The organism is Micromonospora sp. NPDC005252 (assembly GCF_042872475.1).
In the GTDB taxonomy this organism is placed as follows: Bacteria; Actinomycetota; Actinomycetes; order Mycobacteriales; family Micromonosporaceae; genus Micromonospora.
In genome coordinates this window covers 714,580-728,578 of record NZ_JBIAKN010000002.1, presented here as the reverse complement: position 1 = coordinate 728,578, position 13,999 = coordinate 714,580, and the positions used below count along the sequence as shown (strand labels likewise).

At 69.3% G+C, this 13,999-nt stretch carries 9 protein-coding genes and 1 pseudogene; 5 read left to right on the top strand and 5 right to left on the bottom strand.

All coding sequences use genetic code 11. The features are described 5' to 3' along the window. Window positions 1-88 precede the first annotated feature (88 nt). Together ACFYPH_RS09130 and ACFYPH_RS09125 are read left to right on the top strand one after the other, a co-directional pair. Window positions 89-859, top strand: a complete 771-nt coding sequence (locus ACFYPH_RS09130) for a hypothetical protein (protein ID WP_387180378.1) — start codon at window positions 89-91, stop codon at window positions 857-859. Further along, entirely contained in the window at window positions 856-2,133 is a 1,278-nt protein-coding gene (locus tag ACFYPH_RS09125; RefSeq protein WP_355064130.1) for an FAD-binding protein, read from the top strand. The genes ACFYPH_RS09130 and ACFYPH_RS09125 overlap by 4 nt, the downstream gene beginning before the upstream one ends. Here ACFYPH_RS09125 and ACFYPH_RS09120 read toward each other — a convergent pair. The 3 genes from ACFYPH_RS09120 to ACFYPH_RS09110 form a co-directional block, all read right to left on the bottom strand. Continuing rightward, window positions 2,118-3,263, bottom strand: a complete 1,146-nt coding sequence (locus ACFYPH_RS09120) for a site-2 protease family protein (RefSeq protein ID WP_355064131.1) — start codon at window positions 3,261-3,263, stop codon at window positions 2,118-2,120. The two genes, ACFYPH_RS09125 and ACFYPH_RS09120, sit on opposite strands and share 16 nt — an antisense overlap. A 349-nt stretch (window positions 3,264-3,612) precedes the next feature. Beyond that, window positions 3,613-7,671: a hypothetical protein gene (locus ACFYPH_RS09115; RefSeq protein ID WP_387180373.1), complete on the bottom strand. Its 4,059-nt coding sequence runs from the start codon at window positions 7,669-7,671 to the stop codon at window positions 3,613-3,615. Between the two features lie 11 nt (window positions 7,672-7,682). Next, window positions 7,683-8,000 carry a CU044_2847 family protein gene (locus tag ACFYPH_RS09110; RefSeq protein WP_387180371.1) on the bottom strand — a complete coding sequence of 106 codons (318 nt, stop codon included), beginning with the start codon at window positions 7,998-8,000 and terminating at the stop codon, window positions 7,683-7,685. Between the two features lie 346 nt (window positions 8,001-8,346). Here ACFYPH_RS09110 and ACFYPH_RS09105 point away from each other — a divergent pair, with 346 nt between their 5' ends. From ACFYPH_RS09105 to ACFYPH_RS09095, 3 genes and pseudogenes are all read left to right on the top strand, one after another. Beyond that, window positions 8,347-9,039 carry a hypothetical protein gene (locus ACFYPH_RS09105; protein WP_387180368.1) on the top strand — a complete coding sequence of 231 codons (693 nt, stop codon included), beginning with the start codon at window positions 8,347-8,349 and terminating at the stop codon, window positions 9,037-9,039. Beyond that, window positions 9,039-12,266, top strand: a complete 3,228-nt coding sequence (locus ACFYPH_RS09100) for an ATP-binding protein (protein ID WP_387180365.1) — start codon at window positions 9,039-9,041, stop codon at window positions 12,264-12,266. The genes ACFYPH_RS09105 and ACFYPH_RS09100 overlap by 1 nt, the downstream gene beginning before the upstream one ends. 159 nt (window positions 12,267-12,425) lie before the next feature. Then, window positions 12,426-12,509, top strand: a pseudogene (locus ACFYPH_RS09095) (hypothetical protein); the annotation flags it as partial. Here the strand turns inward: ACFYPH_RS09095 and ACFYPH_RS09090 are convergent. Next, window positions 12,486-13,307, bottom strand: a complete 822-nt coding sequence (locus ACFYPH_RS09090) for a putative toxin-antitoxin system toxin component, PIN family (protein WP_387180362.1) — start codon at window positions 13,305-13,307, stop codon at window positions 12,486-12,488. The pseudogene ACFYPH_RS09095 and the gene ACFYPH_RS09090 sit on opposite strands and share 24 nt — an antisense overlap. Before the next feature lie 44 nt (window positions 13,308-13,351). Continuing rightward, window positions 13,352-13,861: a helix-turn-helix domain-containing protein gene (locus tag ACFYPH_RS09085; protein ID WP_387180359.1), complete on the bottom strand. Its 510-nt coding sequence runs from the start codon at window positions 13,859-13,861 to the stop codon at window positions 13,352-13,354. Window positions 13,862-13,999 lie beyond the last annotated feature (138 nt).

Below are 13,999 nucleotides of genomic sequence, written 5' to 3'. Positions count from 1 at the left end.
CCCGACGATGGCGAGAACAACCGTGCCCGATCGTCCGGTGTCCGTGGCGCCCGGTCTGTCAGAGGATGCGGGGACCGACGCCACGGTCATGAACGGGGGTCCGAGCGTGGAGCTGCGCCGGAGCCGGGGGGCCCGGGTGCTCGCCCTGGTGTGCGTACTCGGTGGGGTGCTCCTGTTGGTCTACCCCAGCGACGGCGCCCTGCTACGGACGATCGTCGCCGTGGGTGCGATCGCGCTCGGCGCGGTGGCGCTGGTCAGCGCGATGCGGCCGTTCCGCTTCGGGATCACCCCGGAAGGGCTCAGCATCCGGCGGCCCGGCCTGCGCCGGGAGATCCGGTGGGCCGAGGTCGACGCGCTGGTCCTCGACGAGCCGCCCCGCCACGACGGCTACTCGACACCGCCGCGCCTGCTGCTGGTGCCCGCCCCGGGTGTGACGTTCGAGCCGGTCACCGCCCGCCACTCGATCGACGGCCGGCCGGCCATCGAGCTGCTCGTCTTCGACCAGGTCCGGGAGCAACCCGAGCAGGTGGCCGAGGCGCTGGCGCGCTGCGCCGGGGACCGCTTCGTCGACCTGGTCGCTCTGCGCCGCGCCGCCTTCGCGGCCCCGGACCTCCCGGTCGGCCTGCGTGGCTACCAGATGGATCGGGTCGACCGGTTGATCCGACGCGGCCAGGACGCCCTGATGTCCGGGGACGCGGCGACCCGGCAGGCGGCCCGGGGCGAGATCGAACGCGCCACGGCCGCCGGTCTGCCGATCGCCCAACGCGGTTACCACACGTTCCAGACGGATACGGTTCTGGACGCCCTCATCGCCGCGTTGGCCGACCACCAGTCCACCGATCGGGAGACCGCCCCATGACCGCGCAGGGACAGCACCTGACGTCGAGCAGCGACGTGCCACGCCGCAACTGGGCCGGCAACGTGCGCTACGCCGCGCGGGAGTTCCACAGCCCCACCACCGTCGACGAGGTGCGCCGGCTGGTCGCCGGCAGCTCCCGGATCCGCGCGGTGGGCACCGGACACTCCTTCAACCGCCTCGGCGACACCGAGGGCGACCTGGTCAGTCTCGCCGGCCTGCCCCCGACCGTGGAGGTGGACCGCGAGCGCGGGCAGGTCACCGTGAGCGGGGCGATGCGCTACGGCGACCTCGCCGGACACCTGCACACCCAGGGGTACGCGCTGGCCAACCTCGCCTCGCTGCCGCACATCTCGGTCGCCGGCGCGGTGGCCACCGCCACCCACGGCTCCGGCCCCACCCACGGCAACCTGGCCACCTCGGTCGCCGCCCTGGAGCTGGTCACCGCCGATGGGGACCTGACGCACGTGGACCGCGACACCGACGGCGACACGTTCGCCGGCATGGTGGTCGGGCTCGGCGCGCTCGGCCTGGTCACCCGGGTCACCCTGGACCTGGTGCCGGCGTTCGAGCTGCGCCAGTACGTGCGCCTCGACCTGCCCGTCGAGGCGCTGGACGAGGCGCTCGACTCGGCGTACAGCGTGAGCGTGTTCACCGACTGGCGTACCCCGCGCCTGCGGGAGGTGTGGCGCAAACAGCTCGCGAACCAGCCGCCGCCGGAGGCGGACTGGCTCGGCACCACGGCCGCCGACCAGCCGCGACACCCGGTGCTCGGCATGCCGGCGGAGAACTGCACCCCACAGCTCGGCGTGCCGGGCCCGTGGCACGAGCGGTTACCGCACTTCAAGCTCGGCTTCACCCCGAGCAGCGGTGACGAACTCCAGTCCGAGTACCACCTGCCGCGTACGGCGGCGGCCGGGGCGCTCGCCGCGCTGGCCGAGGTGGCGCACCTGATCGCCCCGGTGTTGCACGTGTGCGAGCTGCGCACGGTGGCCGCCGACGAGCTGTGGCTCAGCCCGAACCACAGGCGGGACAGCTTCGTGGTCCACTTCACCTGGGTCGACGACGCCGACGCGGTGCTGCCGGTGCTGGCCGAGGTGGAGGACAGCCTGGCGCCGTTCGCGCCCCGCCCGCACTGGGGCAAGGTCTTCGTCACCGCCCCGACCGAGCTGGCCGCCCGCTACCCCCGCCACGCCGACTTCGCCGCCCTGCTGACCCGCCTGGACCCGACCGGCACGTTCCGCACCGACCTGCTGGACCGCTACTTCCCCCGCTGACCGGCCGGGGTGCGCAGGCTGCCGCGCTGGACGGCACGGCTGATGTCGCTGGGGGAGACGATGCCGGTGAGCATGCCGTCGTCGCTCACCACCAGGGCGCGACCGTCGGCGCACTCGTTGAGCCGGGGGAGCAGGTCGTTGAGCTGTTCACCCGGCCGGGCGAGCACCAGATCGTCGGCCCGGCAGGCCACCTCGGCCAGCGTGGTCGACGCGCGCCGCTCGGCCGGTACGCCCCGCACCCGGTCCACGGTGACCAGGCCGGTCGGTCGGCCATCCTCGGTCAGCGGCAGCGCCGAGTGCCGGTACGCGAAGAGGTAGTGGTCCACGAAGTCGGCGACCGTCATGTCCGCCGAGGCGGTCTGCGGCTGCGGCGTCATCACGTCGGCGACCCGGATTCCGCGCAGCGCGCTTCCGGCGCGGGCCTGCCGCTCCTCCACCCCGGCGGCGCCGATCAGGAACCAGCCGATCAGCACCAACCAGAGCCCGCCGAAGCCGACACCGGACAGGAACCGCCACAGCCCGAGGCCGATGAGCAGCGCGCCGAGCACCCAGCCGGCCCGGGCGGCCACCACCGAGGCCCGGCTCCGGTCGCCGGTGGCCTTCCACACCGCGGCGCGCAGCAGCCGGCCACCGTCCAGCGGTGCGGCCGGCAGCACGTTGAAGACCGCCAGGAGCACGTTGATGCCGGCCAGCCACGCGATCGCGCCGAAGAGCAGCCCACCCTGCCCGGCCAGCGCGAACAGCAACGCGATGACACCGAAGAACGCCCCGAGCAGCAGGCTGACCAGCGGACCAACGCCCGCGATCCGCAGCTCCGCGCCGGGGTCGCGCGGCTCGCCCCGCAACTCGGCCACCCCACCGAACAGCCACAGCGTGATGCCGTCGACGGTCAGCCCGTTGCGCTTGGCCACCACGGCGTGCGACACCTCGTGGGCGAGCAGGCCGACGAAGAAGACCACCGCCGCGGCCAGACCGGCGAGGGTGTACGCCACGGGCGAGCGGTCCGGGTACGAACGCGGGAACTGGTTGGCGGCCAGGGCCCACGCGATCAACCCGAAGATGACCAGGACGCTCCAGTTGACGCCGACCGGCACCCCCGCGATCCGGCCAAGCCGGAAACTGGCCCTCATCCCGGGCGCATACCCTCGGTTAGGCGAGCCATGCGACATGCGGCGCCCAATTGAGTCAACCGGAAGGCGAAGCGGCTGGCCAGCCTGATCCGCTACTACGCCACGTAGCACGGACGGCGACCGGTGGCCCGGACGCACCGGATCGGCCAGACCCGCGACGTCATGGTGTACCGGATGGTCGCCAAGGACACCATCGAGGAGGAGGTGATGGCGTTGCAGCTCGTAGGGCGGAGCTGTTCAGCAGCGTCCTGGACGGTGGCGAGTTCGCCTCCACGCAGTTCACCGCCGCCGACATCAGAAGTCTGCTGGAGTGAGTGGTGCCAGCGGGGATGCACAGGCGCGACCAGCATTAGTGGCGGGCGGAGCCATGGGTGTTGGGCTGGTCCGTGATCATCAGGGCCAGCAGCCCATGCTCCAGCCCAACGACCAGCGTTTCGTCAACGACGTGGCAGGTCAGTGCGGGGTGCCGGACCGGAATACTCCGGACCAGCCGGTGCGTTTCCGGATCCCAGATCCGGACGGTGCAGTCCAGGCTGGTCGAGGCCAGGACCTCCCGATCCCCGTACGGCATCGGGCGGAGGGCGGTGACCGCATCGGTGTGCCCGGACAGGATGGCGACCGGGCGGCCGTCGGCCGGGTCCGACAGTCGGATCGTGCCGTCCGCCCCGCCCGAGACCAGCATCATGTCGGAGTGCACGGTGACGGAACCGAGCGCGCCCACCGCGTCGTGGTGGACGCGTTGCTTCCACAGCGGGCCACCGTCACTGTCCCAGAGCCGCATGGTTCCGGTGTCGTCCGCTGAGGCCAGGACCTGGCGGCCCTCACGCGTGACGATCGTGAGGGCGGTGAGCCCTCCCGGGTGCCCGGGGAGGCTGTTCCGTAGGGCCCCGGTCGCCGGCATCCATAGGCGCACCATCTTGTCGTCCCCGGCCGACGCCACGATCTGCCCGTCGTCGGCGTCGATGACACAGATTGCGTTGACCGGATCCGAGTGCCCGCCCATGACCTGCTTCAGCGTCGGTAACGACGCGGTGTCCCAGAGCCGGGTGCTCCCGTCGTCGTGACCGGTGAGCAGGAGGGTCGAGTTGCTGCCGAGGGGGGCGAGGCCGTTGATCGGGCCGAACCGGCTGTGGAACTCCCCGCGTGGCGTGCCGTCGGCCGGATTCCAGAGTCGTACGCTGCCGTCGCTACCGCCCGAGGCGAGCAGCCGCTCGCCTTCCACCTGGATGGTGCAGAGTGCGGTGACCCGCCCGACCTGCCCATCGGCAGTGGGCCGGTCGGCAAGTTCGGCGTCCGGGTTCCACAGTCGGATCGTGCCGTCGTCCCCAGCCGTCACGAGGACCTTGCGATCGGTCATTGAAAATTCACAGACGGCGCGGATCCAGCTTGCGTGTCCCCGCAGACTGGGATGCTCGACGCCGGAGGTGACATCCCAGAGCCGGATGACGCCGTCCTCCCCGGTGCAGGCGAGCAGGGTCACGCCGCCGGCGTCGATCGTGCACAGGTCGGTCACCGGTCCGGTGCCGACCGCGAACTCGCGAACCAGACTCCCGGTGGCGGCGTCCCACAACCGGGCCAGGCCGTCGTGGCCCGCTGACGCGAGCAACGTCCGCGCCCCAGCGCGGACCGCGCAGAGGGTCGTCACCCATCCGGTGTGTCCGGCGAGTGTCGTGAGGGGCTCACCGGTCACCGGATTCCACAGCCGCACGGCCCCGTCGAGCCCGGCCGACGCGAGCACCCCCGGCCCGCCGGTCGGCAGATGCGTCACGGCGGTGGCCCAGTCGGTATGGCCGGTCAGAGTGTGGCGTAGCGTTCCGGTGGCCAGATCCCAGACCCGGACCGTTCGGTCGTCGCCAGCCGAGGCGAGCAGGTCACCGGTGGGCAGCGGCACCGCGCACACTCCACGGACCCAGTCGCCGTGCCCGCGGAAGGTGTGCACCGGCTGGCCGCTGAGCGGATCCCAGATGCAGACCAACCCGTCGTGGCTGGCGGTGGCGAGCAGCGTCTCGCCGCCCACCCGAATCGTGCACATGCTGCGCACACAGTCGTCGTGGCAGCTGAGCAGGCTTTCGGAGCGGTTGGTGAGCGGGTCCCAGAGACGTACCGTGCCATCCTCACCGGCGGAGGCCAGGAGATTACGACCGGCCACAGTGATCGGGCAGATGTCGTAGACGCCCTGTGCATGGCTTTCGAAGACTCCGCGTTCCTGCCGAGGTGGGGTTCGGGCCCAGCGCGCATGGTAGGGCGCACCGGCCGATGAGACGTTGCTGTGCAGGCCGTCGAGCTTGTCGACGACGGAGAAGAGCGCGGCCCGTACCGCCGGCGCCGCGCCGATGGCGGCCGGAGTGCGCTGCAGGAGGTGTGTTCGGGAGCGGGCGGCGTCGCTCTGCGCCGAGCTGGTTACCCGGAGCAGGCGGTCAAGCTGGGCGTGCAGGAGGTACGTGTCGTCGTCGAGAAGGTCGTCGACGCACCCGGCGCGGGCGGCGTGCCCAGGCAGCGACCGCAGCAGGTAGTCGGGCGCCGCCGCCCAGTTACTCTCCCGACCGATCGCCGACCACCCGCGGAACAGGCGCCGTTCGTCGGCATCCAGGCTGGTCACGTCCGCGCGGGCGGCCAGCAGGGCGTCGTTGAGAGCTTGGTGGAACAACCGGTACGTGGGCCGTTCCGCGCCGCCCGTCTCGACCAGGAAGTTCGCGGCCGAGGTTCGGGCGAACTCACCCAGTTCAGCCTCGGTGGCAAGCCCGTCGAGCGCCGCTACCGCGCTCTGCCAGAGCGACAGCGGCAACCCGGGTGATTCGGCGTACGCCAGGGCGGTCAACGCCAACCGGGCCGGTGCGGAACCCGCGTCGGGAAGCGAGGTCAGATAGGTGTCCAGGGCGTCCGCAACCGTTCCGCTGAAGGTCACCCGGGTGGGGTCGATGGCCACGGTGTCCCGCAGCGCCCGCGCCCGCGCGACCAGCCCGGCGACGAGAAAGTTGCCGTTCGCGAGTTCTGCGATCCGCCGCGCGACCGGAACGGCTACGGCTTCGTCGGCGTACGGGTTGCCGGGACGCTCGGCTCCCCGAAGTTGAAGAGTCGCGCAGGCATAGTCGACCAGATCCGACTCGGCGAAGAACTCCGGTGCGTCAAGGTCGATCAGGTCAACGTCGTCGCCGAAGCAGCCGATCAGGTCGCCGTGATCGTCGGAACGCCGGCTGCCGACGACGACCTGGACACCGACATCGGCGCTGCTGGCCAGCGGCAGAAGAACCTCGTCGACCAGCAGTCGGGCCTGTTCCGGGCTGGATGTCTCGTCCAGCGCGTCCACCACGACGTTGATCCGCGCCGGTCGGCGGGCGAGGCGCTCCCGCAACGCCGGAACGAGTTCGCTGACACGTTCCGGTAGCACGATTCCGGCGGCGCGGGCGACCTCGGTCGCCACGTCCAATGCGCTCTTGCCCTTGGCATGGACAGCGCAGGACACCGAGCCGAGCCTGGCCCGCCAGGCGGAGTCGGACGCCGGCAACGTCGCTCTGATCGTCGCGTCGGCGGTACTGACGATGCGGCCGAGGACCGCTGACTTCCCGACCCCGGGGGATCCAGTGACGATCATGGGCCGACCCGCGGGCTCGTCATTGCCCAGCCAGTCGGCCAACCGGCGCAACGCGACCTCGCGCCCCCGGAATCGGGAGCCGGGCTCGGTGGCGACCGCGACCCCGCGGGCCCGGGGTAACCAGTGTCGCCCTGCCTCGTCGTCGGTCGCGAGCGTCCAACCCCAGGCGGCGAGCGCCGCGTCATCGGCGTCCTCGGCTCGCCACCGGGCGAGCGAGGTCAGCTTCAGTTCCGGCATCAGCGCGTCGATGTGGGAAAGAGTCAGCGCCTGACCGTGACCGGCGGCGTCGGCCTCCAACAGGATTCCCACCACGGCCTCGTAGTCGGGTGACCACAGGGCCGCGCCGCTGAAACCCTTGGCGACGCCGGGCTCTGACTCCGAGATGAGGCGGACCCGGCCCCAGCCGCCTTCGTCGCCAACCCGACCATAAGCCGGACGGCCACCTTCGGTGTCCTGCGGAAAGCCGTACGCCCACCACGGTCTACCGCCGAGTGCCTCGGCCGGCAAAATCCTCAATCGCGCTGCTGCCACGGCGGCGGGCACCGGCTCCACGAGCTCGAGAAGTACCAGGTCGAGGTGCTGCTCGATTCGGCCATTGTGCAGGCACTGACGGACCTGCCGACGATTCCAGTAGGTGACGCCTGCCCTGGGAAAGGAGATCCACAGGTCGTCGCGGAGTTCGCCGTTGACGAAGGCCACGTGCTCGCAGGTGAGAATGAGATTCGAGTCGATGACGAAGCCGGCACCAATGGACCCGTGGTTCTTGGCACCGGCATGGATCGCGACGGTCCACGGGGCGGTCGGCGCAACTGTCACCCGGCGGGCCCCTAACTGTCGAACGTCGTGCCGTCATCCGGCGGCATTCCCGGTTGCCAGGAGAGGGTGACCTCGAAGTTGCCCTCGGTGGCGGCCTTCGCGATGAGCCAGTTCGCGGTGCCAGTCACCTTGACACCGAACTTGACCTGCACCGCGTCGGGTGTCAACGCCCTTACCTGCTCAAGCAGCTCGCGGGCCGCCTCGATCGCTGGTGCGGCGGCGTCCCTGACCCGACCCGCGACGTCGCCGGCGCTGGCTGGTTGAAAGCCGGCAACCGGTTCGATCTCGATCTGGGCGATCGTCCTGTCGTCCACCTCGTAGCGGACCACCTCAGACGACACGCCTGACCTCCGGTATAGAAACGGCTAGGGACAATGCCGGCGATCGGATAGGCGAAGATCACCAGAGATGCCCTGTTGGTAACGAGCGCAATGCTGCACGGGGGTCGAGTTGGTTGGCAAGCGAGCAGGCATGATCGATGGTCGGCGGACTCGCTGGCGGCCGGCGAAAACGGCGTCGACCAGGCAGTTTGCAAATCGACTACGATCTCGCTGTCGGGTATCCGCTGATCCAGAATGGACCTTGCGCCGTGCTCGCTCGATAGAGAGAATCGGCCCGGTATACCGTGACCTGCGCACACGGTCGACGATCAAACCCCTCCGGCACCCATCGCAGATGTCCGCCGTGGCCGCGGCAGGCTTTCGCACCCTCAGGAGCACAATGCCCCACGACGGACTCACCCCCGTGCAGCGCTACGTACTCGTTCGGCTGATGATCAACGCGGACGCTCTGCCGTTCAAGGTCTTCGGCAGTCTGAAGAAGGACAAGCGTGAAGATCTGGTCAACCGGGAGTTCCTCGTCGTCACCGGGTCGCCGATGATCCTGGATCTGACCCAGAAGGGCCATGACCGGGCGGTCGCCGAGCTCGGCGCCGAGCCGCCCAAGGGATCGGGAATGCCAGGCGCGACCCTCTACGCCGCTCTCGACTTCATGCAGCGGTTGCTGGAGCACACCGGCACCGAGCCCAAGGACCTCTTCCGACTCCGGCTGGCGACGAACCGGCCGATCGTCGCGGCCGGACCGGCAACGGATCAGCCGGCCGAGGGGATCGACCTGGGGCAGCGCATCCGTTCGGCGTACGCCCAGCTGTCACCCCGACCCGGCGACTACATCGCGCTGGCCTCGTTGCGCGCCGCGTTGACGGGGGTGCCCGACCCGCAGATCGACGCAGCCCTCATCGACCTCAACCGTGCGCCCGACGTGCACCTCGTGTCCGAGTCGAACCAGAAGGCCATGACGGACGAACAGCGGGCAGCCGCGGTCAGTATCGGCAATCAACACAAGCATCTCCTCGCCATCGGCCTGTAATGGAGGAGGACGAGCGACGGGCGCTCACCGCGCTCCGGTTCAACTGGGCGCCGACCCCGGACGATGTGTGGCAACCCCCGTCCTTTCACGTCGCCGGCCTGCATGAGCACGCGGTCGAGTTGATCCTGGACGGGGTGGCGGAGGCGCGCCAAAGCACCGACTCCAGCCCGATCGGTGTCGCTCTGCTCGGGCAGCGCGGCACGGGCAAGACGCACCTGCTCGGTTACGTCCGTGAGCGGGTGCAGGCCGAGGGTGGCTACTTCTTCCTGGTCAGTCTCTTGGAGGCGAGCACTTTCTGGAGCAACGCCGTGTTGTCCATCCTGGACGGCTTCGCCCGACCGGGCGCCGACGGCAAGACCCAGCTCAGACTCTTCCTTAGGAGGCTGGCTGAGACGGTCGACGCGCCGCGGCCGGTCCGACGCGCCATCATCGGCGAGTACGAGCTGAGCCGGACGGCGCTGGACGCTTTCGTCGATCTCATCCGCAAGCACGACCGGCAGGTCGGGATCGAATGTCAGGGCACCGCTCGGGCGCTGGTGCTGCAAGCGGCGGAGTCGTCGGCCGTGCAGGACGTGGGGTACGGGTTCCTCTGCGCCAACGACGAGGAGGAGCCGGGCGAGCGGGCCGTCTGGGGGATCCGGCGCGGCAAGCGGTCCGCACAGGAGATCGTCCGGGACATCTCTCGGCTGCTCGCGCTGACCGGCCCGACGGTCATCGCGGTCGACCAGCTCGACCTGCTGATCGCCCAGTCGGTCAAAGCGACCACGGGAGATAGCGAGCCCGACCACTGGCGGACCTCGCTGCTGCTGGAACAGGTCGCCGGTGGGCTGATGGCGCTGCGTGAGGGGACCCGCCGGACCCTGTCGGTGGTCGCCTGCCTGCCGCACACCTGGATGGAGATCAAGTCCCAGGCCACCGACACCGTCCAAGACCGTTTCCGGGAGGCGGTCCGGCTCAAGGAGATCCCCTCGCCCGAGCTGGGCCAGGCGATTATCCAGCGACGATTCACCGCACGCTTCGACGAGACAGCCTTCACCCCGCCGTACCCGACGTGGCCGGTGCTGCCGACTGCCTTTGCGGAAGCAGTGCAGTTCACGCCCCGCGAGATGCTCCGCGTCATCGACCGGCACATCCGCAGCTGCCTCGCCGTTGGAGAAGTTCGTGAGCTGTCGCATCTGCTGGTCGGGGAGTCGGATGCCGGTCGTGTAACGGCGCCGGACCAGTCCGCGGTGCCCAACCTTCCCGGGCAGGCAGACCCTGCCACCAGCGCGAAGCTGGCCCGTTTCGACGCGGATTTCGCTGAGTTCCGCAATCGGGCCGACCCGGGTCCGGCGCTGGAGCAGGAGACCGAGGACTTCGTCGTACCGGATCTGTTGAAGGCCGGTCTCACCGCGTGGATCGCGGAGCGCGGCCCGGCCTGGGAGGGGTTCAGCATCGACCCGCAGGCCGGCGGTAAGCCGGCCCTGCACGCGCGTCTGCGGCTCAGCCTCAACGAGGAGATCGAGGACGAGCAGCACTGGTCCTTCCGGGCGGTCAGCGCCCGGCACCACATCGCGGCACTCAATCGGATCCGAGTCGCGAGCACCACCGCTGGTCTGGCCGAAGGAGTGTCGAGACGACGCCTCTATCTGCTGCGAAACCCGGGCTGGTCGACCGGCACCCGGACCAAGGAGGTCCTCGCCGCGTTCACCGCGGCGGGAGGCAGCACACTGCCCTTCAGCCAGCAGGATGTGTCGAGTCTGATGGCCCTGCGGGAGCTGATCGACAGACACGGCTCCGAGACGCTGCGACCCTGGTTTCTCAGCCGACGTCCGACGGAGAAGATCGCACTGCTTCGGCAGGCGCTCGGCGACGTGGCCACCGAAGCCGAACCGCCCGATGGAAGGGCTGGGCCAACCACCCACGCAGAGCACGGCCTGGCGCCGGGTCCGGCGACGGCTGCGGTGCACGTCGAGCCAAATGCCGACGTTGAGGCGGCGAACGCCGTGCCGGTCGGCATGGTGGTTGGCGGCAACGAGCCGGTCTCGGTGGACCTGGAGGCACTGCGGCGACACACCGCGATCTTCGCCGGATCGGGATCCGGCAAGACCGTGCTGATCCGACGACTGGTCGAGGAGTGCGCTCTGCGCGGCGTCTCGGCCATTGTGCTTGACCCGAACAACGACCTGGCCCGCCTCGGCGATCCGTGGCCGGTTCCGCCGCAGAACTGGGGTGGCGATGATGCTCGCCTGGCGGCTGACTACCTCGCCAACACCGACGTCGTGGTGTGGACGCCCCGCTGGCAGGGTGGGCGACCGCTGAGCTTCCAGCCGTTGCCGCAGTTCGCCGACATCCTCAACGACTCGGACGCCTTCGCCGCCGGGGTCGACGCCGCCGTGGCCGCGCTCGCCCCGCACGCCCGCGCCGATGGGCCGACGGACCGGGCACGGCTCGGTCGGGCCGTGCTGCGCGAGGCGCTGACCAGCTACGCCCGGACCGGCGCGAGTGACCTGCGGGAATTCATCGCGCTGCTCGGCGCCCTCCCTGAGGGTGTGAGTCAGCTCGACGACGGCGCCAAGATCGGCGCGAAGATGGCGCAACTACTGACCGCCGCCATGGTCAACGATCCACTATTCGGTGGCACCGGCACCGCCGTCGACCCCGGGGAGCTGCTCACCCCACCCTCCGGCTTTCGGGCCCGCATCTCGGTGATCAGTTTCGTGGGGCTTCCCGACGACCAGCAGCGGCAGACCTTCGTGAACCAACTGCAACTGGCCCTGTTCGCGTGGATCAAGCGGAACCCGGCGGGGGACCGACCGCTCGGCGGGCTCTTCGTCATGGACGAGGCGCAGACGCTCGCCCCCTCCGGGGCGATGACGGCGTGCACGCAGAGCACCCTGGCGTTGGCCTCGCAGGCCCGCAAGTACGGGCTTGGGCTCGTCTTCGCTACTCAGGCGCCGAAGGGCCTGCACAACCGGATACCCGGCAACGCCGCGACCCAGTTTTTCGGTCTGCTCACGAGCATGACCCAGATCGACGCGGCGCAGGAGATGGCGCGCGCGAAGGGCAGCTCCATCCCCGATGTGGGCCTGCTGACCGCTGGCCAGTTCTACGCCGCCGTCGAGGGCGGTGTGTTTGTGAAGATGCAGGCCCCGGTCTGCCTCAGTCACCACCCGAAGAGCCCGTTGAGCCATGAGGAGGTCATCGAGCGGGCAAACCGCGGCGTGACTGACCCGGCTCGGATGTGACGGCCCGGTCAGTGGCTCCGCACGGGAGCGAGAGCGGACGGAAGCTTCGAGCGTCGAGGATGGCCATTCGCAGGGCATCTGTGTCGTCACGCGCTGTGGTAAAAATCCAGGAATGCCGCTGCGCAAGCGGACGCCGGTCGGCCGCTGCTCGCCGGGCTGATGGAAATTGAGCCGTGGCTACACCAGTGGCACTCCGGCGAGCGGCCCGGGTTCCCGGGATCACCCGCCGAGTTCGTCACCGACTTCATCAACGCCGAGCTGGCCCAGCTCAGCTCCGACCGCTCCGCGCTGGCGCTGCTGCGGGGTGTGCCTGGTCTGACGTGAAGCGTCAATGCCCCTCCGCGCGGGCGACGGCAACTCCGTCCGCCGCTTTGTCGCTCTTGCTGGCCCGTGGGCCGGGAGGCTGTCCACTTCCGGCTTGACGGTCGGCGCTCCTGAGGTGCGATGCGGAGAGCGTGAACGAGGGAGCGCCGCCGGGAGCTGTGCCAGGACCTGCGATGCGAACGTCGGGGCGCCAGACCTGCGAAGGAGCTCGAGCAGATCATCGAGGGCCAAACGAGGCTTACCCGGTGCCCGCCCCGTGTCTGCACTCTGCCTTCTGAGGACGTCGATGACGAGGGAAGGCGAAAGATCGAACTGAAGGCACAGAAAGCGGTCCGGTCGCATCACCTCAATGTGGAGCGGATCCACTGCGGATGCCGGAAAATCCTTCACGTTGTTGGTGATAATGACATCGGCTCGCCCGGTGATGGCGGCTGCAAGCACGTGTCGATCACCCTCATCATTCCCCATGTCAGAAATAAGCGAATCATGGCCAGTTACCATGGCGTCCACGAAGGTGTCGTTCATATCGACGAACATCGCATCAAGCCGCTCGGCGTTTACCTCTGGGCGGAGTCGCAGGATCGTTCGTCGTGTCTCTGCGAGAATCTCCCTGCTCCACAGCGGACGGTAAAGATCGTCCTCCGCGACGCGAAGGAGTGTGTCGCGGAGGACGTTTGGCACCAAGACGTTCGCGTCGAGCAGGGCGGAGAACGGCACCAACCGAGCCTATGGGGTCCGACCGCGCAACGGAAGTATCTGCTTCACGTTCGGTTGTCGTCTTCGTCGACGGAGTCATCATCCGTCAGGTCGTAAAGGTCGAGCCCGATGCTCTCTGTGGTCATGCGCTGAAGCAGCTCCCGGCGTTCCTTTCGACGCTGCCTCTGGTATTCCAGTACGTCCGCGAGTCTGATGCGACGGTGGCTGTTGGGTCGCTCGTGCGGGATCTTTCCTTCGTCTAGCAGCCTTGTCAGAGTCGGCCGCGAGACCCCGAGCATGTCCGCGGCCTGTTGCGTGGTGAGCGTCGTGTGCTGTGGCGCGATCGTGACGGCGTAGCCGCTGGCCAGGGCTTCGAGCGCTTTCACCAGGATGTCGTGCAGGCCGTCGGGTAGAGGCACGGTGCTTGAGCCGTCCCCGCTCACCAGGCGTGCTCGCGTCTCCGGCACCACCTGTCCACGGTCGCGCAGGACCTGAAGCAGGTCGATTACCTCAGCGCTGTGGGCGGGGTCGGGCAGGATCGTCTGCTCATCCATGACACGGTTGGGTGCGGTCATGGCGCCAGCATTCTACTAATTCGAAAGAAACGCAACGTGATCAAGTCTTGTTGCCCGGCATGGCGAAAATCGGACAAATGGCCGATGGATCGGTCTGGGCCAGGTGGGTCCCATGCCGCCCGGTATACCTTGATACCT

Excerpts from the sequence above, each read along its gene's own strand:
- ACFYPH_RS09130 (WP_387180378.1), top strand. The coding sequence starts at position 89 with ATGAACGGGGGTCCGAGCGTGGAGCTGCGCCGGAGCCGGGGGGCCCGG.
- ACFYPH_RS09125 (WP_355064130.1), top strand. The coding sequence starts at position 856 with ATGACCGCGCAGGGACAGCACCTGACGTCGAGCAGCGACGTGCCACGC.
- ACFYPH_RS09120 (WP_355064131.1), bottom strand. The coding sequence starts at position 3,263 with ATGAGGGCCAGTTTCCGGCTTGGCCGGATCGCGGGGGTGCCGGTCGGC.
- ACFYPH_RS09105 (WP_387180368.1), top strand. The coding sequence starts at position 8,347 with ATGTCCGCCGTGGCCGCGGCAGGCTTTCGCACCCTCAGGAGCACAATG.
- ACFYPH_RS09100 (WP_387180365.1), top strand. The coding sequence starts at position 9,039 with ATGGAGGAGGACGAGCGACGGGCGCTCACCGCGCTCCGGTTCAACTGG.
- ACFYPH_RS09085 (WP_387180359.1), bottom strand. The coding sequence starts at position 13,861 with ATGACCGCACCCAACCGTGTCATGGATGAGCAGACGATCCTGCCCGAC.